Genomic DNA, 22,415 nt, shown 5'->3' on the forward strand with positions numbered 1-22,415 from the left:
AGTAATAAACTATGAAAATATATAAAATTTTAATAATACTAGTCTTTTTATTTTTTGCTGGCGTATTGAGTGCCCAAGATTTAAAAGAGGTAGTTTGTGATAGTGAAGCTATTTATGAATTAAAAGCATCTCAAATTGAAGAGGATGCAGTTGTGCTAAATTGGTTTAGCATGGTAGATACTGATGAATACGTTATTATTTATGGTTTAAAGGGATTTGATCATAAAAATAAACGAGCTAGATTAGGGAAAATCCGAACAAATCAAGAAATTGAGATTTTCACAGGTTTAAGACCAAGAACAGCATACGATTTTTATGTTAAGTTAAAATGTCATAAACGTAGGTCATATAAAAAAATTACTGTTAAAACACTTAAATCAAAAAAAAATAAAAGAAGAAGGTCTGCTAGAGTTTCTTCTAGAATGGCACGTTCGATGAGTTCTTTTTCTGTTACTTTAGAAGAAGAAAAGCAAGCTTTATGGGATTTATACCAATCAACTAATGGATCACAATGGAAAAATACTTTAGCTAATAACAAACCATGGTCATTAGATAAACCAGTTTCTGAATGGAAGGGTATCACTTTGGATAATGAGGGGCACGTAAATAAAATCAATTTAGGATATAACAACTTAGAAGGAGCGCTTCCTTCCTCTATTTCGAAACTGACAAGGCTAAATTATATAAATTTAATATACAATAAAATAAGTAGTATTCCATCTGAAATTGGTAGTCTAAATGAGCTTAATTGGTTACAATTATCAAGGAATAGTATTTCGAACATACCAGATGATATTTGTAATATCACCAAACTAAAACATTTGTTTTTAGATTATAATAAGATAACTATACTGCCTGATAATATTGGGCAATTGGAAAACCTGAGAGGACTATATCTTGCAGGTAATCAAATATCATCCTTGCCGAATTCAATAGAGAACTTGTCTTATTTAACTGGTATTGACTTGAGTTATAATAAGTTGTCGGGGGCTTTTCCAGTACAAATTCTTAAACTTACAAATCTTGTTATTTTAGAACTTAGTGGAAATAGCTACTCTGGTAAAATTCCTGAATCAATAGGAACTTTAACTAAATTATCGGCTTTAATTGTTGCCCAAAATCAGTTTTCAGGAGAGTTACCTAATTCTATTTTCAGTTTAAAAAAACTGACTGCTTTGTATTTTTCAGGTAATAATTTAACAGGCCAAATACCGGAAGAAATTGGTAATTTAACAGGTATGTTTCGCTTAGGTTTAAGGGCTAATAATTTAGAAGGAACAATTCCGTTGGCTTTATCCAATTTAAAGAAGCTACATATTTTAGAATTAGACCATAATAGTTTATCCGGGTCGATTCCAAGTGGGATTAGTAGTCTTGAAAAGTTATTTTATTTAGCATTAAACAATAATAAACTGGAAGGAAATATACCAGCTAGTATTGGTTCTTTGACAAAGTTAAAATATTTATGGTTGTTTCATAACAAGTTAACAGGGAGTATTCCATCAGGGATAGTAAACTTAACAGAACTTGTAAATCTTCAAGTTAATGATAATAATTTAAGCGGAGTTATTCCCTCTGGAATAGCATTACTATCAAAATTAAATAGGATGCACATAGATGAAAATAATTTTGTGTTCAGTGATTTCGAGAATGATTTTTCCAAGTATAAAATGGAGCCTAATTTTACTTATTCGCCACAGTCAAAGGTAGATATAGTAGAAGAGCAGATAGTGGAAACGGGAAAGTCTATTACATTATCAAGTTTAGTTTTAACAAGTTCTCAGAACAGTTATCAATGGTACAAGAATGGAGTAGCTATATCAGGAGCAACGAGTAAAGATTTAGTGTTAAATAATGTTCAAGAGTCTGACGCAGGGGTATACCATTTTAGGGCAACAAATAGTGTTGTTTCAGGATTAACTTTAGAACGCAATCCAATAACCTTAACAGTAACTAAGCCTTCATGTCAAGTTTCAGAGATTGAAAAGAATGCACTTTGGAGTTTGTATAATGCTACCAATGGTGCTAATTGGAAGAATACTATCGCTGGGAATAAACCATGGAGTTTAGATGTGCCAGTTTGTGATTGGTTTGGGGTACAGGTAGATGATTCAGGAAATGTTACGAATTTAACACTGTATAATAATGATTTAGAGGGAAGTTTACCGGCTGAAATAGGTGTTCTGAATCATCTTAAAATGTTAAATCTAACACTTAATAAATTAACAGGTTTATTACCTGATTCTATTGGTAACTTAACATCATTAAATGCATTATTTCTTGGAGATAATAAATTAAATGGAGCAATACCAGCTTCATTATCGAATTTAATAGGACTTGCTTTTCTAGATTTACAGAAAAACAATTTATCAGGATCTATTCCAGGTGATTTAGGAATGATGGTAAATCTTAAGCTTGTTAGTTTTTCAAATAATGAATTATCAGGGGGTATACCAATTTCATTAGGAAATTTGATAAAGCTTAACCAACTGTATTTAGATAATAATAATTTGTCTGGGTCTATACCTTCTTCATTTGGGAATTTGGTTGCTATTACTCATTTAAACTTGTCTGGAAATGAGTTAACAGGTTCATTGCCGACGTCTTTGGGAGCTATGAAGGAGATGGTACAGTTATTCTTACAATGGAATAAGTTGTCAGGAAATATTCCTCCCACACTTGGTAGTTTAACGAAGCTGACAAGTGTGTATTTAAATAATAATCAGTTAACAGGAAATATTCCTGATACGTTTGTTAATTTAAATAACCTTTATGTTCTTTTTTTAAGCAATAATAATTTATCAGGTCAATTACCTGTTGGACTTGGCCAAATGAATAAACTAGAGTATTTTGATATTGAGCATAATAAATTTTCAGGAAATGTACCTAGTATTCTGAATGCTCAGTTAAAACAAGTAAAAATTAGAAATAATAGTTATGTTTTTAGTGATTTTGAAGATAAATTTACCTCTTATAAACAGCTTGTTGATTTTACTTATACACCTCAATCTAAGGTTGATGTACTAGAAGAAAAACTAATAGAGTCAGGAAAGTCTATTACATTATCAAGTTTAGTTTTAACAAGTTCTCAGAACAGTTATCAATGGTATAAGAATGGAGTAGCTATATCAGGAGCAACGAGTAAAGATTTAATATTAAATAATGTTCAAGAGTCTGACGCAGGAGTATACCATTTTACAGCAACAAATAGTGTTGTTTCAGGATTAACTTTAGAACGTAATCCAATAACTTTATTAGTTTCTCATACACCTGTAATAACACCAGTACCATTAGCAACAGTTGAAAGTACACCAGGGGGGTCATTTCGTCCATCATACAATAAAAAATACATGATTAGTGGATGGGTAAAAGAGAAGAGCACTACAGGGATAAAGATTTCAAGTTATAAAAATTCAGCAATTCGTTTATATACGGTTGGTTTAGCCTCTGGTAGTTTGGAAGAACCTGTTTTTATAGGAGATTTTTATCCAACAGGTAATATTATAGATGGTTGGCAGCGTATTGAAGGTGTTTTCAAGATAGAAAGTTTTAGTCATTCAGATGCTACAGCTGTTAATAATTTAGTGATAGAGTTAAAAAATACTTCAGCAGATATAACAAGTTATTTTGATGATATTCGCGTTTATCCATTTAATGGAAGTATAAAGAGTTTTGTATACGATAATAATACTAAAAAACTGATGGCAGAGTTAGATGAAAACAATTTTGCTACCTATTATGAGTATGATAATGAAGGTGGTTTAGTAAGAGTAAAGAAAGAAACTAAGAAAGGGATATTTACAATTCAAGAAACAAGATCAAGTAATGCGAAATAATACAAACAAAGAAAAAGGAATAGTACACTTAGTATTATTTTTAATGTTTTTTCTTGTTGTCCAGGGATATGCTCAAACTAACAAGGCGGAAATAATTATGAATCAGTATGCTAAGTCTCTTGGGGTGCATAAGGAGTACCAAGTTACAATTAGCTATAATATTTATAAGGGTTTTGATTCTAACACCCCTCATGATCGTGTATCAGGGGTTTTATATAAATACCAAGAAAACACATATAGTAATTTGGGAGAAGCTGAGATTATAAGTACAAACTCAAATTACATAAAAATAAATCATAAAGAAAAAGCTATTTTATTAACCAAGCCCTTAACAAATGCATCTCAATATGATATTAATTTGGTTGAACTTTATAAATATCTTAATGTTCGTTTAGTTAAAGAGACAGGTAGTTTTTTCCGATTGGAGTTTACCCCAAAGGGGATAACTCAGTTACCGTTTAGTTCTTTAGTTATAGATTTAGATAAGAAAACTTACCTTATAAAACGCCAGTTATTGAAATATTTTAATAAGATGAATTTTTCAAAGGATTTCCAGAATCCTGTATACGATAATTATATGTTAGAGATCGTTTATAAAGGTTATCGAATGTCAAATTTTTCAATTTCAAGAAGTGCTTTTGATATACGTTCGTATATAAAAGATATAAAAGAAAAAAAAGTTGTTGCCCCAAAGTTTAAGGGATATGAATTAGTTAAAATATAAAGGAAAAAATTACTATGATGCATAAAATAAAATTAAAGTTATTCTATTTTCTACTCTTGTTTTTGATTGGATTTACTTCCTTTTCTCAAGAATTAGTTGAAGTAAATAAACAACTTAAGAGTTCAATAGATTTTTTAAATAGTACAGATTCAAAAGTTTTATTCTACAAAACTTTTGTAGAGGTAGGTGTTATTAATGATCAACCACCATTTGAAAATATAACCACTTCGATTCAATTAAGAGTTACCAAGCTTGATGAGTTTGGGGTTCCAAAAACTGATGCAGGCTCAACCTATGAAACAACTTTAAAGGTTGAAGGAAATTGGGTTGATAAAAATAAGGTTGTACATGATAAGGCTGTACATACAATACCTTCTTTTGCCGCTGATATTGTAGTTACAGGTGTTAGTTATATCAATAGTACAGGAACAGAAACAGGAAATCCAGGAAACGTGTATATCAAAGTCTGGTCAGAACATGATATTGTTCACCCTATATTAGAAAGTCCTGATTATGGTTTAGTTGTAGAACCGAAAGATAAAAACTCAAATATCGAGTTTCGATGGTTACCTGTTTTAGGTGCAGAAGAGTATCACTTAGAATGGACATGGATTGACAATTATAATTATAAGAATAACGATACGACTCCTGTTACAGTTATAGAGAAATCAGATTTACCATTTTCAGATTCAGATTTTTCACACAATAACTCACGAATTCAAACTAAAAAAACAAGTTATAAGATACCAAATATTTATAATTCAGGTTATGTTTTAGCTCGTGTGAGAGCTGTAGGTCGTTTTGTAGATAATCCAGAAGTTACTTATACAGCAAATTGGAGTGGATCTAAAATAGCAAAAAAAACAGTAGCAGATTGGCCAAGTACCATCGTTTCGAGTCATGATCAATCAAGAAAAAATTGGCAACTTCAAATGTCATTTGCTGAGGATGGGAAGAAGAAAGAGGTCATTAGTTATTTTGATGGAACTTTACGAAACCGTCAAACGGTGACCAAGATAAATAGTACCAATAAGGCTGTTATCGGAGAGGTGATTTATGATTTTCAAGGGCGACCAGCTGTGGAGATTTTACCAGTACCAGTAGCTAGTGATACACTTAAGTATTATCAGAATTTCAATTTAAACAACAGTAATTTAGTTTATACGTATAGAGATTTTGACGTAGATATAGCCAATTGTACTACACCACGTTCGGAGATGTCAACAGCTGAAGGTGCTAGTAAGTATTATTCAACCAATGTATTGGAGAATACAACTCAGAGATGGCAAAACTTTGTGCCAGATGCTAAAGGGTTTCCATTTTCACAAATAGAGTACACACCTGATAATACAGGAAGGATTAGAAGAAAAGGAGGTGTAGGAGAAGCACATCAATTGGGTACCGATCATGAGATGAAGTATTTTTATGAAACACCAAAAGGGCGTGATGAGCTAACACGATTGTTTGGAGATATAAATGTTGGAGATGTAAAGCATTACAAGAAAAATACGGTTATTGATCCTAACGGTCAGGCTAGTGTTAGTTATATTGATGCGCAAGGCCGAACTATTGCTACTGCGTTACAAGGAAATTCACCAGAAGCGCTAACAGCCTTAGAGGATGAAGTAGATGCTAAAGGGGTATTACATGAAACACTTACGTCTGATGTTTTAAATAATAGGTTAACCAGTTCTTATAGCCCATCAAATTTAGACGATACTTTATTATCAACTAAAGAGGTAGTCGCAACAGAAGAAGGAACAAAATTCACCTTTAATTACACTTTTAATAAGGATAACGATTATATAATTAAGTGTGATACTCTAAACACGGCGAATTATAAGTTTGTATACGATTTTGGATTTTCAGTAAAAGATGAATGTGGAACAGAGTATATAGCTTCCTATGTAGATTCTATCCAAAGAAATCAAATAATTGATCAAACAGGAGTTACAGAGAGTTATGAGTTGAGTAATCTTAAGATTGGTACCTATTCGGTTACTAAAAGCTTACGAGTAAATAAGGATTCTTTAAATTATTTTGCTGATAAATATATAGAAACTTTAAAAGATAGTACAAGTACGTGTTATGTAGATCCAAATGCTTTTGCTACGAATATTTCATTAGCTGGATGTTTAGATGTTTGTCAGCTATGTATTTTTGATTATGGTATTGAAATGACCATTTATCATAAAGATGATAATGATACTTATGTACCTTATGATTCTTTTGACAGTTATATTGCAGATCAAAACGATGCTGTGTTAAGAACATTAGCGAAGCCAGACAAGTATCCTAATGAAAGCATTCGATATAATGACAATGGCGAATTGGAATGGGACAATTTAAGTTTAAATGTATTTAGCTTAAAACAGAATGAGTTATGGGCTATTCAGGATTTTAATGAAAATATCATTTATGAATATACGCCAGAGGCCTATGACGCTGCCCAAAAAGAGTATGTAAAAGACTTACTAAATACATATTTTGATATTGATGCCAACACTACGGGCGATGTTTTTGAATATCAAGGAACTGTATTACAGGTTCCAAGTAATTTAACAGATACTCAAGAAACCTTAGCACGAAATTTAGATAAGACCTATCAACAACAATTTAAGGAAGGAGTAGCAGCTTGTGAGGCTTCGTGTAACACAACCGTTATGGAGTTTGATGGTTGCGTCATTAATAAAGCATTATTGTTGTCGGATGTTAGTCCAGGTGGTCAATATGGCCAAACAGATGATCAAGAGAAAGATTGGAAGTTAAGTGTTTTTAATGATGTCGATAATGAGTTAGCTTATAATTTTGGTGTTAGAATAGCTACTGAACATTGGCGTTATCCTAGTATTGGTGATTTTAACGATCATGGAGATACATCTTGGTATTATTTGGATGAATATGGTAATCAAGATAAAATAGAGGTTACAGGAGAAGGAGATAATCGAAGACCCGAGGCGCTTGAATATTTTATTGATGCTGACGGTAAAGAATGGGTATTTCCACATAAACTTAAAAACTTGAGTGACTTTTTGAGGTATTGGAAACCATCTTGGGCAGAGTCATTATTGAAATTTCACCCAGAATATAGCTACTATTTTTATTCTGAGGTTTTATGTAAAGGATCTGTTGAGATGGATGTATTTAATCCTATTAAAAATAGATTTGAGCCTAGAAGAAGATTGACATCAGACGAATATGATTCTTATATGAATAATATAGAAACATTTGATCATGCTATTAAAGCGGGTTTTTTGAAATTTAATGAACCTCTAGCAATAAAAAAGAATGATGCTTATTTTCTTTACCAAATAAATAATGATAATATTGAAGAGAGTTCGAATTTTTTCAATAAAAGAAATGAAATTATTGATACAGCTTTAGAAACTAGTTATGATGATGATGATAGGTCAGATACCAGGCAATTAAATATTTTGAACTTTGCTTATGAATCTGTAATGAATAATGGATTGACTGGGAAGCTTCATGGCAATGGACAGGTTACACTAACAGAAATACAAGGATTACCGGAGTCACTGAGAAATAAAATTTGGCAAACATATCGAAGTTTATACCAAGGACTTAAAGGTAGAATTAAGTATGTATTTCTAAACTTGTATACAGATAGTGTTGGAAATTATAATGGTTGCATTGGTAATAGCGATACTAATCATGATAATACTACGATTGACTATACAAGGGTACTGTCAAGGTACTATGATGGTGTTCCTAAACCCTATCATAAAACACCTAATTATTGTAGTATAAATTCAGATTTAATAAGTGTTTGGAAGTCAAAAGGAAAACGTTTTACCCCAATAGATAATTTATACGATTCAGAGGCAGACCCAAATACTGTTTTAGATGAACACCAAGCTGAAGTTAGTTATAACCAATACGCTGAAACAGGAAAATGTCCTAAGTTACTTGATTTAGAATATACCCTAGATGGTATTGTAAATGATAAAGTGAGCAGCCCAAATAACGAAAATTTAGCATTAAATAATTTTAATGTTCCCTATAAGGGTCAATATGTAACTAAAAGTATTTTTGAAGCACTGCATGGAAAAGATTTTGAAGATATACAGTTAGAAAGTGAAATTCGTTTGCAAAGTGAGAGTATAGGAGTACATACTCGTTCTATTAAAATTGATGATAAAGAGATATGCGTTTTAGATATTAGTGGAACAGGATTAAGTTGGAACAACTATGACACTAGTGGTAATAGTGGATGGTTAGTTCAAAATTTTGAAAAATTATTTTATGATGGCTATGAACAACAAGTTGATGGTTCTGTATTCTATAAATTTAACTTACTAGCAAAAATTATTGACAAAAATAAGCCTAGAGATGTATTATTTAGAGGTATTACAAAAATAGCAATTGGAGAATGTAGGTTTGAGTATAGTGATGAAGTTAGTGATAATGAAAATGTAGGAGAAATCATTGTTTTACCAAATGATGGTGTTTTAGATGTTGATAAAGCATGTGATACTTGTGAAAACGAAACAGGGCAAGATTTAGATAACGATGGAGTAGATGATGGGTGCGATGTATGTCCTCCAGATCCAGAAAACCCAGAGGTAAATACCTACAATCCAAGTCAAACTACTGATTTATGTGATAATGACGATACACCAACACCCTGTGAAGGAATAGATACTGATAAAGATGGTATTGGAGATGTTTGTGATAATTGTCCATCCCTAGCCAATACAGATCAGTTAGATTCAAATGGAGACGGTATTGGAGATGCTTGCCAAATAATATATGACTCGAATAGATACACTCCGTATTTTATGATTCAACGATGTACGAATGGTGAATTTGATAGTGCGGTTCAATTATATGCGGTAATCCCAAACGTAACTGTTCCATATAATGAAAATGTCAATATGGAAGTGTATTTTAACTCTCCTATTGAATTTAGGGCAGGTCCTTCTCATTCTCAAGGTAATCCTGATTATATTAGTGCCATTGAAAATTCTGTTGAAATTAAAATTAATGGCCAAATTTATTCGAAGTCACGAGGTAATATATACGTAAAATTCGAGGGTTGGAGGTATCCAAGGGAGGATTTGCATTTCACGGTTATAAATAATATTTCTGCGAGTACAAAAATCCCTGATACAATTTGGCAAGATTATTTTGGTGCACCATTAGAAATGGACTCACTATATTATAATATCACAACTGACCAGGGTTTTCAGTTTAATGAAAATTCAGGGAACCCTAAAAGTGATACAGGTTTGAATATGAACTTGTCTTCTCAAGACAGTTGGACAGGAAATAATACGTTAAATTTTGATGCAAAAAGTTATGCTTATTGGAATGATTTAGGACAAAATTTAGATTTTTCAAGACCTCATCACTTTAGTTTTAAATCTACATTTAATGTTAAAAACTTATTGTATAGAAACTCTGTTCAAAATCTTGTTACATCTAATAGTATTTTTGGAGTTACCTATAGAAATTTTTTTACAGAGAATGATATTATGCATCATAGTAGGTTTTTTATTTCAGGACTACATTCTCTGGATACCGAAATATTTTTTACTCAATCTCCTTCAACTTTTAAGCTTAGATCAGCAATATCTTCTTCTAATCTAAAAATAAACAAAGATTCCGGCTATCCTGATATTAGTCAAGTTGAGTCGTATAGTTACGATCAAATCGTTAATAATAGTACTCAGAATTTAAGAATGAGCAGAGTATCGACCATGCCTACACAAACAAATGATAACCCTGATGAGGTTACATTAGCTGATTGTAATTGTATTCCACAACCAGTAGCACCGGTAAGTTGTGATGACGAGTATACGAAGTTTGAAGCATCTTTAGAAGTAAAACCTAAAACTATATCCGATACATATGGAAATACTTTTGAAGTAATGAGCACCAACATTGAAGGGTATGAACTAAGCAATGATTTTATGGATTTAGATTTGCCTGATAATGATCCTCTTAATTCAATAAATGAAGGACGAAATTATTTCTGTGCCATGAACTATGGCTATATTGTTGATGATTATTTGTTGTATTTAAATCAAATATTACCATTAGATACGACGGTAAGTACTGTTCGTTCTATTAATAATAAATATTTCGTGTCACTTAATGGTTTTGGGAATACCTATTTAAATTACGGATATGATAAAATGCATACGGTAATAAGTAGTTATAAAAATTACTTACTAGACCCTAGTATAACAAATAAAAGAAGTTGGACAAACTATGTAAACATTGTGTACAGAAAAGCGAACCCAAGAGTTTGTCCACCAAAAGCTTTAGTGCCAACAGAAGTTGAAGGAATACCATTAAGAGAAACCTGTCTTGATTTGGCAAATAATTTATCAAGTACTAATACCAATGAAAATTACTTAAATTATTTAGCTCAAGAAAGAAAGCGTTTTATTGGAGAGTATACCACAGCGGCTTTGGCAGCGGCGAAAGAAAGCTTATCATTAGAGTATAAAGATAAAGAATATCAATATACCTTATATTACTATGACCAAGCAGGGAACTTGGTACAAACAGTACCACCAGAGGGTGTTGATAGAGTTAATCAAAACCATACCTATAAAACGCAGTATAAATACAATTCATTAAACCAGTTAGTTTGGCAAAGAACACCTGATGGAGGTCAAACAAGATTTGCGTATGATGATTTAGGTCGTATTATTGCTTCCCAAAATGAAAAACAAGCAGTAGCATCTTCTGCAGGTGGTAAGTTTAGTTATACTAAATATGATGCTTTAGGCCGTATTGTTGAAGCGGGAGAATTAACTCCGTACAATTTGGGGCAAGGTTTTTCATATTTTATAAGCAAAGGAAAGTTAAAACAAGCCTTAAGAGGAAATACATCGTTTGTTCAGAACTTTGAGCATATCGCTAAAAAAGAAGAAGTAACCAGAACAATTTACGATTTCTTACCAGATGGAGTAGTTTCACCAATAACACAAAATAACTTACGTAATAGAATAGCAATGGTATTGTATTATGGGGTTGATAAGCAAGACGGTAAATATACCCAATACGATAATGCGATATACTACAGTTATGACATTCATGGAAACGTTGATAAAATAGCAACAAAGATTAATGATGATATCCTTGTTAATTTAGGGCAAAGCACTAAGATTGTTTCCTATGATTATGATTTAATCAGTGGAAATGTGAACCAAGTAGTATACCAATCAGGACAGAAAGATCAGTTTATACATAAATATGAATACGATGCTGATAATAGAATCGTCAATGTAAAAACTTCACGAGATGGTATACTTTGGGATAAAGATGCAGATTATAAGTATTACGAGCATGGGCCACTAGCCAGAACAGTACTAGGAGACAAACAAGTACAAGGATTAGATTATGTATACACCTTGCAAGGATGGCTAAAGTCTGTCAATGGAGAAGCTTTAACCCCTGAGGCTGATTTTGGAAAAGATGGACTGGCAAATAAAGTAGGAAAGGATGTTTACGGATATTCATTATCATACTTTAATCAGGACTATCAGGCAAGAAAAGCTACAACAACAGATTATTTAAAGGTAACTAGTAGCGCCACTTTGCCAAATAGTACTAAAGATTTATACAACGGTAATATCAAGGCAATGGTTACCAATATGCAAGATTTAGATAACAAAGCGTTACCAACAGCATATAACCATTACCAATACGATCAGTTGAACCGTATTAAAAATATGAAGTCGCATTTAATAGGCGATTCAGGAACTACCAATATTGAAAGTTCTTATGGGTATGATCGTAATGGAAACTTAACAGCTTTAACTAGAACAGCGTTAAAGTCAGACGGAACTACCGAGTTAATGGATAACCTGAGTTATAAGTATGATACAAATGCTAGAACAGGCGATAAAAACAATCAGTTAACCTTAGTAAAGGATGCAGCCAACGCTACTATTTTTACTTCAGATATCGATGATCAAGAAGAAGAGTTAGCAGACTTAGGAATTACGTATACACCCAACAAAACGGATACCCATAACTATCAATATGATGAAATAGGGCAGTTAGTAAAGGATAAAACACAAGGTATTGAAAATATAGAATGGACAGTAAGTGGAAAGGTAAAATCAATACAAAAGAAAGTAGAGGGATATTCACAAACCATTAGTTTTGAATATGATGGACTAGGAAACCGTATTTCAAAAACCAATAGTGGTATTGGAAGAGGTTCTTCTCCGGTAACTACCTATTATGTAAGAGATGCTCAGGGTAATGTAATGGCTGTTTATAAAAAATCATTACAAAATGATCAAAACAAATTACATTTAGAGGAGCACCATATATACGGAAGTTCGCGTTTAGGAATATTAACTGGTGCTTTAGAGCTAGATAATAAAAAAGGAAAAACTATTTCTGAGAATCAATTTATTCATACAGTAGGAAACAAACGTTATGAGTTAAGTAACCATCTAGGAAACGTAATTAATGTAATTACTGACCGCAAGTTAGTAGATGGAACGGGAGAGAAAAATATTGAAATTTTACATGATTTTAATGAGGCATATTTTTCAGGGCTAGAATCTTTGTATGATGATAATTCTTGGAATCCATTAGCAACAAAGGCAACTATTGAAAACGGAAGGTTAGTAGCAACAACCAACGATTATAAAGAAGGTTTGTCTTATACCATGTTATCAGATCCAGGCAAAGAATATACAATAATTTATTCGCTAGAAACAGGATTATCTGATATCAAAGTAGAAGCAAATGCATTTGGTAATGTTATAGCTAGTCAAGTACATAATGCAGGGCAATCAGATATTTATAGTTTAACATTTACTGCAGAACAGGTTATAACAAATATTCAATGGTATAGAAATGAACAAGAAAATACAGATATTAAAACTTTTACTTTACATAGTATAAAAGTAGGAGTTCCAAATACTAGCGCAGGATCTGGGAGTGTTATTACAGAAAATACTACTACGTATCAAGCGCATGCAACCCTAGAAGACTTAAGATGGGAAGGAGCAGAATTAGAGGACTCAATGCTCTTATTAACCTCAGAAGGAGAGGAGCCAATTATTGGGTCTTATGATCACGAACCAGGAAGTTATCGAATGAGTTTTGAGGTAACTGATTTATCAAATACCAATAACATAAGCTTTGTAATTTCATCTGATACAGACCCAAATAATACATCAGCTTTTGTACATCAGGAAGCATTAGACTTAGGAAATAAATCAATAGAATATACGGTAAATGATTATCAAATATTATATTTGTTAATGTTCTCAATAGAGAATGAATTTACAGGAACAGTTGAAAATTTCCTATTAGAAAAAGCTAATAATGACAATTCTGGAGGATCTGGTAGTGTTATTACAGAAAACCCTATATTTGTACCTGAGGTTGTAGCGTATAACGATTATTATCCCTTTGGTATGCTCGTACCTAATAGGCATGGACAAGCAGATTCTTATAGATATGGCTTCCAAGGACAAGAAAAAGATGATGAAGTTAAAGGAGAAGGGAATTCTGTTAACTACAAATACAGAATGCACGACCCTAGAGTGGGGAGATTCTTTGCTACTGATCCTTTGTTTAGACAATATCCTCATAATTCTGTATATGCCTTTAGTGAAAATAGAGTTATAGACGGGATTGATTTAGAGGGTTCAGAGTATATTCATTACGGAGTAGTTTTAGCAGATGATAATACTGTTATTAAGAAATTTGTTATCAAAGATTACAGAGAAATGAACGATGCTCAGATAAGAGAAGTTCATTCTAACACACCATCAAGTCAATTTTATGAGAGATATTCTCAGTCTTTTGGAGATAAAGGGCGAGGAGTTTTATTCACATATTTTAAGCAAAACGAGAATAAAGAGTTAAATGTGTATGGAGAGTCTAGGATGGAACAAACTCATGTGTACTTGGAGGAATTAATTACTCATGGAATGTTTTATGGGCCAGGTTCCGTGACAAAATATGGTCCAAAATTTGAAAAAAAACACAAAAATTTTGAGTATGATTTTGATATGGAGCCTATAGATATGGTAGATCAGATAGCTAAAATGCATGATTTTGAGCAAGAGGTAAAAGATTTTAAATCTCATAAAGAATTAAGGTTTGTAGGTTCGGATATTAGATTAGTAAGAAGATTGCAGGATTATTTAGAAAGAGCGAAGGATAAAGATTATGTAGACTCTTATACAGGTAGAAAACCTTCTTCAGAAGCTATTGTATCTGCTTCTAACGCTGTATTACACTTTACTGAAGAAATTAAAGGTAAAAAGGAAAGAATTGAGCAAGGATATAAATCAGGTAAAATAAGTGATAGTGACTATAAAACGTATAAAAGAATAATAAGAGATGCTGAAAAATAAAATTCATTTCATTTCTCTAATAATTATTGTATTTACTTCTTGTAACAGAGGAATGGTATCAATTAAGGATGATACGTTGTCTATTAGTGGGGGAGTGAGTGATGGTATTATCATATCTAAGTTAAAAAATATATCTTCAATGGAAAATTATCCAATTAACTTTGATATTGATACTACGATTGTATTAAAAATGGATTATTTTAAAAGTGAGTTTTCATTTAAAAATAATACAACAGAATACTTTAATAAGGAGGGAGTTGTTATAAAGCTTAGGGAAGAGATACCTTTGTATGAAAGGGTTAAGGGGTATTATTGGATGATAAAAACTGATGTGTTTGAGGTTTTTCCTTTAAAATTTCAAAATAATTCTTGGTATGAAATACAAGGAATTGAAATTTATGGAGAAGAGTTTTATATGTATTTTTATGTGAATGAAGAAGGGAAAATAAAGGAGTTTTTGAGAAAAGTTTCTTATAGTCCAGTATGATACCCCCGCTCCCGCAAGAATAAGCGATAAAGAGTGAGGCTACCGCGAGAATCTTTCTCGTGGCGGTTAAGAGTAAGCAATAAGAATTAGATAAAAATAGAGCTACCTTGCATTAAGTTGTGAGGTAGTTTTTTGTTTGTTAGGAGTACGCTTTTTTAGCGTTAAAGTCTCTAATGTTTAAGTCAAGAAATTTTATAATCATAGCTTTATCTTCTCCTGTCATTTCTTGAATAATTTGAAACCTTTTTAAAAGTTCCTTGTCTTTAATAGTTGTTACATCATCACTTAACAATGTATCAGCAGAAACAGCAAGTGCATCTGCAATAGCTTTTAAAGCGTCGGCAGGAGGTATACTACTACCTAATTCATATCTAGATAAGCTTTTATTATTTACCCCTGATGGCGCGAGTATGTCAAAGTAACGGCTCCCGCTAGTTTGCAACTAGTGGCGGTTAAGAGTAAGCAATAAGAATTGTATAAAAATAAAGCTATCTTACATTAAATTGTGAGGTAGTTTTTTGTTTGTTATGAGTAAGCTTTTTTAGCATTAAAGTCACGTATTAGTGCATCCATAACATTAAAAAGTTGTTGTTTTTCTTGTGCAGGCATTTTAGTAATATTTTCAATACGTTTTAAAATGGCTTTATCTTTAAAAATAATATTGTTATTGCCAACAAGATAGTCTAAAGAAACATCTAGAGCTATTGCTATTTTGTTAGCAATTTCTACAGAAGGAGTAATTTCATCACGTTCATACCTTCCTATAACTGCGCCTGAAGTTCCTGCCATTTTACCTAAATCTTCACGAGATAGTTTATTTTCTTTCCTTAAAAGAGTAATAGTTGCTCCTAAATTCATAATCAAAAAGTGATAAAAAGCCTTTAAAAGTAGGTTTTTTACAAATATACGCTACTTAAAGGTTAAAAAACAAACAAATTAATTGTTGTAGAATATGATTTATTGATTAAGTTTGTAACTGATAAGTGATATTTATAAGTTATGAACAAACTCAATACAAGTAAGGCAAACGACTATGTATATAAAACAAAGGAATTAGAACTCCATGTTTTAGGCGGATTACAGCTCAATAAATTAGAAAGTTTACGAGTAACCTTAAGTATTGAGAAATTGCAAAAAGGAAAGAGTGTATTAAATGTACTACGTCAGAGTGTAGATTTATACAACGACAACCAAGTAGAAAAGCTCGTACGCAAATGTGCAGAGCGCTTGGAACTTGGTACAAGTGTTATTAGAAAAGCGTTACAAGAAGTTACCAAGGCATTAGAGAGTTACAGACTTTTACTAAATGAAAAGCAAACGGAAAACCAGAAAGCTTATATAAAACAACTTACGGCTACTGAAGAAAAAGCAGCCATTAAATTTTTACAATCAAAAAGCCTACTAGAAAAAACGAACGAGTATATCGGTAAAAGTGGTGTTATCGGAGAGCATGTCAATCGCTTGTTGATGTATCTGATATTTACCAGTAGAAAAACAAACAATCCTTTGCATTGTATTAGCTTGGGTAGTAGTGGGGTTGGAAAAACCCATTTACAAAGTAAGGTAGCAGAACTGATACCAGCGGAGGACAAAGTAGAAATCACGGTACTAAGTGCCAATGCGTTTTATTACTTCAATCGTACAGAACTACAACACAAATTAATACTTATTGAAGACTTAGACGGCGCAGAAAGTGTACTGTATCCACTACGAGAATTGCAAAGTAAAAAACGCATTACCAAAACCGTAGTTCACAAAGACCGCAAAGGCACTACCAAAACGATCCACCTAACTGTTGAAGGTCCTGTAAGTGTAGCAGGTTGTACCACACAAGAAAGTATTTACGAGGATAACAGCAACAGGAGCTTCCTGCTCTACATTGATGAAAGTGAGGAGCAAGATAGAAGAATAATGAACTACCAACGCACCGTGTCGGCGGGACAGGTAAATGAAGAAGAGCAATATTTATCGGCGGAGATTCTCCGCAATGTGCAGCGTGTATTACAACCGATAAAAGTGATCAATCCGTATGCTTTATACCTATCGCTACCATCTTCAGTATTTAAACCAAGAAGAACCAATGCACACTATTTACAATTTATAGAAGCGATTACCTTTTATAAACAGTGGCAACGAGAGAAGCAATATGATAAAGACACAGGCGAAGAATATATAGAAACAGAGATCGAGGATATTGAGGAAGCCAACGAACTCATAACAGAAGTATTACTACGAAAAAGCGATACGATAACAGGAGCTTGCAGAAATCATTTAGAAAACTTAAAGAAGTACCTCCAAGAAAACAACCAAACTACATTTACTAATACAGAAATCCGCAGACGTTTACGGATAAAACAAACCACCTTACAACGCTATAACAAACAACTTTTAACAGAAGGTTATATAAAAAAGATTAAAGGAAAAAGAGGGCAAGCCTATCATTTTGAGATTATCAATGTTAATGATTATCAAGAGCTTAAAGCGAAAATAAACACGGCTTTACAAAACTGTTTATCCAATATCAACCTAACCACTTAACCACAGGGTAACCACTACTAAAATGGTTAAGTTAATTAATAGTAAATCAATGTTTTAGATAATCCTAACCACAAGAACCCGAAAAATACATACCCAATAAAAATTAATGAGATAGTCCCGAAACTTCGGGACGTAATCGAATTAATCCCGAACTCGATTCGGGAACTAATACCAAAGGTAAATTATGAAACAACTCCATTTAGATACGCACAGTTATAAGGTTTTAGTACAAGACTTTAAACAATGGTTAGATATTTTAGGCTATGCAAAGAGTACGGTGTATAACTTACCGATTCACTTACGAGAGTTCTTTCATTACTTAGAAAATAAAAATATTAATAAGCTTAACCATATACAAACCAAACACATCACGGATTATTACAATTACTTAAAATCACGCACCAATCAAAGACGAGGAGGAGGGATTAGTAACGGACATTTAAACAAACACCAACAAGCGTTATTTAAGTTCAGAGAATACCTAAAATCACATAACCATAAAGGGATTAACATTCATCTAAAACGAGAAATAGGTAACGCTAGAGATATGTTAAGTGTACTAACACAAGCAGAAATAAAAGAGCTATTTGCAGCAACAAAATCTAGCAATCCAGATGCAAAAATACGGTATAGAGATAAAGCCATTTTAGTATGTTGTTACAGTTGTGGATTACGTAGAAATGAGTTGATACATTTAGATGTAAAAGACATCTTTTTTGGCAAACAGCGATTATTTGTAAGTAAAGGGAAGAACTATAAAGAACGATTTGTACCACTGAATAAACACAGTTTACGAATACTAGAAGAATACATTTACGATTGGAGAACAGCGTTTTACAAATACAAGGAAACAGAAGCGTTGTTTATCAATTACCGAGGCGGGAGATTACAGGGTATGAGCTTTGCCAATCGTTTAAAGGCTGTTATAAAAGCTACAGAAAACCACGATTTACAAGAGCGTACTATTACACTTCATAGCTTACGCCATAGCATAGCTACGCATTTACTAGAACAAGGCGCAGACATTGAACAAATCAGCACTTTTTTAGGGCATACATCATTAGAATCCACCCAGATTTACACTCATTTTTTAGAATATACAGGCGATGAACACGTACAAGAATTACTTAGAAAGCAAAGGTTACAACAACAAAACTATCCTAACCTACCAAAGAAGCGTTACTAGATTTACTAGATGGTGTGCCACTTACGGAACAACCCCCGAAAGTATAGAGTATAAAACCTTTTTAAAATACATCGAACATTTACGAAAAGGGAATGTAAAAGCAAGAACCTTAAAAACCTATATTGGTAATCTTAAAATTTACTTTGATTATTTGGTGTCAGAACATTACAGGTTACAGAATATCATAAAAGACCTGCATATAAAAGGCGTTAAAAAATCTATCAAAAAGAACTTTTTAGAGTTCGAAGAATTGGAAGATATTTATTCCAGTTATCCAATAAGTAAAGGAAACGAACTTGCAAGAAAGCGTAATAAAATTATTGTAGGCTTATTGGTGTATCAAGGCTTAAATACACGAGATTTACAATTACTGGAAGTAGAACACATACAACTTTATAAAGGCAAAATAACCATTCCGGGAACACGAAAAAGCAACACAAGAGAACTAGAATTAAAACCTTGGCAGTTAATGGAATTTATGGAATATATTAACGCTGTTAGACCAGATATTTTAGAACGAACCGATAAAGAAACCGAACAATTATTATTGCCTATGGGAAAAAGCAGTAACCTACACGGTGTATTAGCTAAAATAACCAAAGAGTTAAAAGCAATCAATAACAGCTTTACGGATATCAAACAATTAAGAACTAGTGTTATTATAAGTTGGTTAAAGCACTACAGTTTACGAAAAGTACAATACTTAGCAGGACACAAATACATCAGTTCTACTGAAAGATATGTGCAAGACGATTTAGAAAGTCTACACGAAACAGTAAATAACTTCCATCCATTTAGTTAAATAAAATCAATTAAGTACTTTTTTAAGTACTTTTTTATTATCTTTGTAGTATGGAAACAGTAAATTATACAGACTTTCGTTCAAATCTAAAGCATTGGTTTGATAAAGTAGTTAATGATGTTAGTGACATTATTATCAAAAGAAAAAGTGGCAAAGACCTGGTGTTAATATCACTTGATGAATACAATTCATTAAAAGAAACAACCTATCTGTTGACAGGGAAAAATAGAGATATTTTATTAAACTCTATCAAAGAATTAGAAGCAGGAAATGGTATTGAGAAAGACTTAATAGAATAGATGAAATTAACTTGGTCTATATCTTCTTGGGAAGATTATTTGTATTGGCAAAAAGTCGATAAGAAAATTGTAAAACGAATTAATGAACTGATTAAAAGCTGTATGCGAACACCTTTTGAAGGTATAGGGAAACCCGAAGCTTTAAAAGGAGATTTACAAGGTTATTGGTCAAGACGAATAACATCAGAACATCGATTGGTTTATAAATATGAAAAAGAACAAATTTTGATAGCAGCTTGTCGTTATCATTACGGAAAATAAATCCCCACAAAACAAAAGCCAGTTTATTGCCGAAAAAGGCAAAAAAACTCTGTCTTTTGTTTTGTTCCGCACGCCACCGCCCTGTAATTTTTGGCTTCCCACCGCAAAACAGCACTTTGTTTTTTTACATGATCCACCGCTCATTCCACGTACAAAAATGCGTTAGCACAACATTTTTGTACGCTTCATTAATCCAACAAAAAAACAAATAGCTGTTGCCATCGCACCAAGCCAAAAATCACCCAAAGCTATATTTACATAATAGAAGTTATAATAGCACCACTTTTGGTTGCCTTCGGCGTGTTTTATTTTAGCGGGTGTAGTTATAACTGCTATTATGCAAAATAGCCGCAAGGCAGCCGCGTTGGTCTCTCCCGAAAGAATCGGGATCGGACGTTAATTTTTACTTCGTAAGCCACCGCTTCGAATTTGTCTAAAAAAGACTTCACAAAAAGCCGTCAAGCGAAAAAGCTTGTCTTACTTCTTTGCTTGTTTTTTTACACAACTCGTTCCATCAAAATGCAAAACAAGTCATTCCACAAAGGGCTGAAAATCCAAGCACTGCCAGCCACTTTTTCACCCCTTTGCGGAACGTTCATAAGGTGACAACTTGAAGAAAAGTTGTTACCTTATACTACTTATGGAAAGGCTAAAAAACAGTATATTCGCAGGTAAGTAAACGTTCTTTAAAATATTTTTTAGTAGCTGAGAAAGGTAAGGTATGCGCAAAAAAAAGTAATTTTTTGTAGAAAAACGCATAGATTACTATCCTTTTGGTATGCTCGTACCTAATCGACATGGACAAGCAGACTCTTACCGTTACGGTTTCCAAGGACAAGAGAAAGACGATGAAGTGAAAGGGGAAGGGAATAGTTACAACTTTACATATCGTATGCATGATGCAAGGATTGGTAGATTCTTTAGACCTGATCCCATGGCTTCTCAGTATCCACATAACTCTTCATATGCTTTTTCAGAAAATAGAGTAATTGATGGTGTGGAATTAGAAGGTTTAGAGTTTTTCTATTTTCAAACATATGGAATGCCTGGAACTGATGGTTCTGTTCAAATAACACCTATCTATGATGGCTATGTTCAGAAAGAAACATACGGTCATTGGTTTCATAATATAACGGGAGGTACATTTGTCGATAAGGGAGCTATGAAAGATGTAGCTATACTGATGCATGAAGGAATTGGCTACTACATGTCTATGGGTCACATTAATTCAGGAGATGTTAATCTTCAAGATTTAAATTTAAAGTCGTCAAAATACTTTACAACATATTCTGTAGGTTGGTTAGAGGATGCCTCGTCTGCATTAGGAATAATAAATGCGAAATTTAAAGCTATACCAGCGAGAACTAAAAAATCTGTTATATCGCAAAAGGCATCTCAAAAATTAGATTATGGTCCCCCAACCAGAGTTTGTTGATGTTCATCCCAGTAGGAAAAATATTGTTCCTTTTCAGCAAGTGTCTAAGGCTCAGCCTCAAGACATTAAATTGCAACAAGTAATGGATGGTGCAGATGATTGGAATATGGTCTCTTTTAAAGGAAAAGATATGGGGGATGTTACATTACAATCTGGACTTAAATTAGAACTTGACATAACAGTTCCTGAAAAAATGAGAGGACAAGGAGTTTTAGAGGCCATTATGAAAGCTGCTGTAAACAAATTTAAGCCAACAACAGTTAAAGGAACTTGGAAGGCTAATTTTAATGGGAAACCCTCAACGAACTATAAGGTATTTATGAAAAATAAAAAAACAATGTCTTTAGAGGACGCCGCATTTAGTACACCGACGGGAAAAGCAGCGCAAAGATCTGGTTTTGGAGGTAAACCTATTATTAAAGAGTCATCTGCAGATGGAGGTACTATAGATGTAATATTTACACCATCTAAAAAATAATAATT

At 32.8% G+C, this 22,415-nt stretch carries 13 protein-coding genes; 11 read left to right on the forward strand and 2 right to left on the reverse strand.

The annotated features are described in order from the left end of the window. The first annotated feature begins 11 nt into the window (after positions 1-11). From ACMFBB_RS13090 to ACMFBB_RS13105, 4 genes are read left to right on the forward strand one after another with little or no spacing between them, the layout of a single operon-like run. Positions 12-3,836: a leucine-rich repeat domain-containing protein gene (locus tag ACMFBB_RS13090; RefSeq protein ID WP_435261219.1), complete on the forward strand. Its 3,825-nt coding sequence runs from the start codon at positions 12-14 to the stop codon at positions 3,834-3,836. Next, positions 3,826-4,560, forward strand: coding sequence for a hypothetical protein (locus tag ACMFBB_RS13095; RefSeq protein ID WP_435261220.1), 735 nt, complete (start codon positions 3,826-3,828; stop codon positions 4,558-4,560). Before ACMFBB_RS13090 ends, ACMFBB_RS13095 begins: the two co-directional genes overlap by 11 nt. 14 nt (positions 4,561-4,574) lie before the next feature. Then, positions 4,575-14,924, forward strand: coding sequence for an RHS repeat-associated core domain-containing protein (locus ACMFBB_RS13100; protein WP_435261221.1), 10,350 nt, complete (start codon positions 4,575-4,577; stop codon positions 14,922-14,924). Continuing rightward, positions 14,911-15,411, forward strand: coding sequence for a hypothetical protein (locus ACMFBB_RS13105; RefSeq protein ID WP_435261222.1), 501 nt, complete (start codon positions 14,911-14,913; stop codon positions 15,409-15,411). Before ACMFBB_RS13100 ends, ACMFBB_RS13105 begins: the two co-directional genes overlap by 14 nt. 139 nt (positions 15,412-15,550) lie before the next feature. Here the strand turns inward: ACMFBB_RS13105 and ACMFBB_RS13110 are convergent, their stop codons facing one another. Together ACMFBB_RS13110 and ACMFBB_RS13115 are read right to left on the reverse strand one after the other, a co-directional pair. Further along, entirely contained in the window at positions 15,551-15,853 is a 303-nt protein-coding gene (locus tag ACMFBB_RS13110) for a helix-turn-helix domain-containing protein (RefSeq protein ID WP_435261223.1), read from the reverse strand. A gap of 83 nt (positions 15,854-15,936) precedes the next feature. Further along, positions 15,937-16,269: a helix-turn-helix domain-containing protein gene (locus ACMFBB_RS13115; protein WP_093672132.1), complete on the reverse strand. Its 333-nt coding sequence runs from the start codon at positions 16,267-16,269 to the stop codon at positions 15,937-15,939. Positions 16,270-16,410: 141 nt separating this feature from the next. Here ACMFBB_RS13115 and ACMFBB_RS13120 point away from each other — a divergent pair, with 141 nt between their 5' ends. The 7 genes from ACMFBB_RS13120 (at position 16,411) to ACMFBB_RS13150 (ending at position 22,410) form a co-directional block, all read left to right on the forward strand. Next, positions 16,411-17,949: a hypothetical protein gene (locus ACMFBB_RS13120; RefSeq protein ID WP_435261224.1), complete on the forward strand. Its 1,539-nt coding sequence runs from the start codon at positions 16,411-16,413 to the stop codon at positions 17,947-17,949. Between the two features lie 184 nt (positions 17,950-18,133). Next, entirely contained in the window at positions 18,134-19,135 is a 1,002-nt protein-coding gene (locus ACMFBB_RS13125; RefSeq protein WP_435261225.1) for a tyrosine-type recombinase/integrase, read from the forward strand. Beyond that, positions 19,056-19,937, forward strand: a complete 882-nt coding sequence (locus tag ACMFBB_RS13130; protein WP_435261226.1) for a tyrosine-type recombinase/integrase — start codon at positions 19,056-19,058, stop codon at positions 19,935-19,937. Before ACMFBB_RS13125 ends, ACMFBB_RS13130 begins: the two co-directional genes overlap by 80 nt. 50 nt (positions 19,938-19,987) lie before the next feature. After that, positions 19,988-20,236 (forward strand): type II toxin-antitoxin system Phd/YefM family antitoxin, encoded by a 249-nt coding sequence (locus tag ACMFBB_RS13135; protein WP_435261227.1) that lies wholly within the window; start codon positions 19,988-19,990, stop codon positions 20,234-20,236. Further along, positions 20,237-20,497 (forward strand): Txe/YoeB family addiction module toxin, encoded by a 261-nt coding sequence (locus ACMFBB_RS13140; protein ID WP_435261228.1) that lies wholly within the window; start codon positions 20,237-20,239, stop codon positions 20,495-20,497. 757 nt (positions 20,498-21,254) lie between these two features. Continuing rightward, the gene (locus tag ACMFBB_RS13145; protein ID WP_435264303.1) at positions 21,255-21,932 is read left to right on the forward strand and encodes an RHS repeat-associated core domain-containing protein; all 678 of its coding nucleotides are present in this window, start codon (positions 21,255-21,257) and stop codon (positions 21,930-21,932) included. Beyond that, positions 21,907-22,410, forward strand: coding sequence for a hypothetical protein (locus tag ACMFBB_RS13150; RefSeq protein ID WP_435261229.1), 504 nt, complete (start codon positions 21,907-21,909; stop codon positions 22,408-22,410). Before ACMFBB_RS13145 ends, ACMFBB_RS13150 begins: the two co-directional genes overlap by 26 nt. Positions 22,411-22,415 lie beyond the last annotated feature (5 nt).

This window comes from Tenacibaculum sp. nBUS_03 (genome assembly GCF_051201695.1).
GTDB lineage: Bacteria > Bacteroidota > Bacteroidia > Flavobacteriales > Flavobacteriaceae > Polaribacter.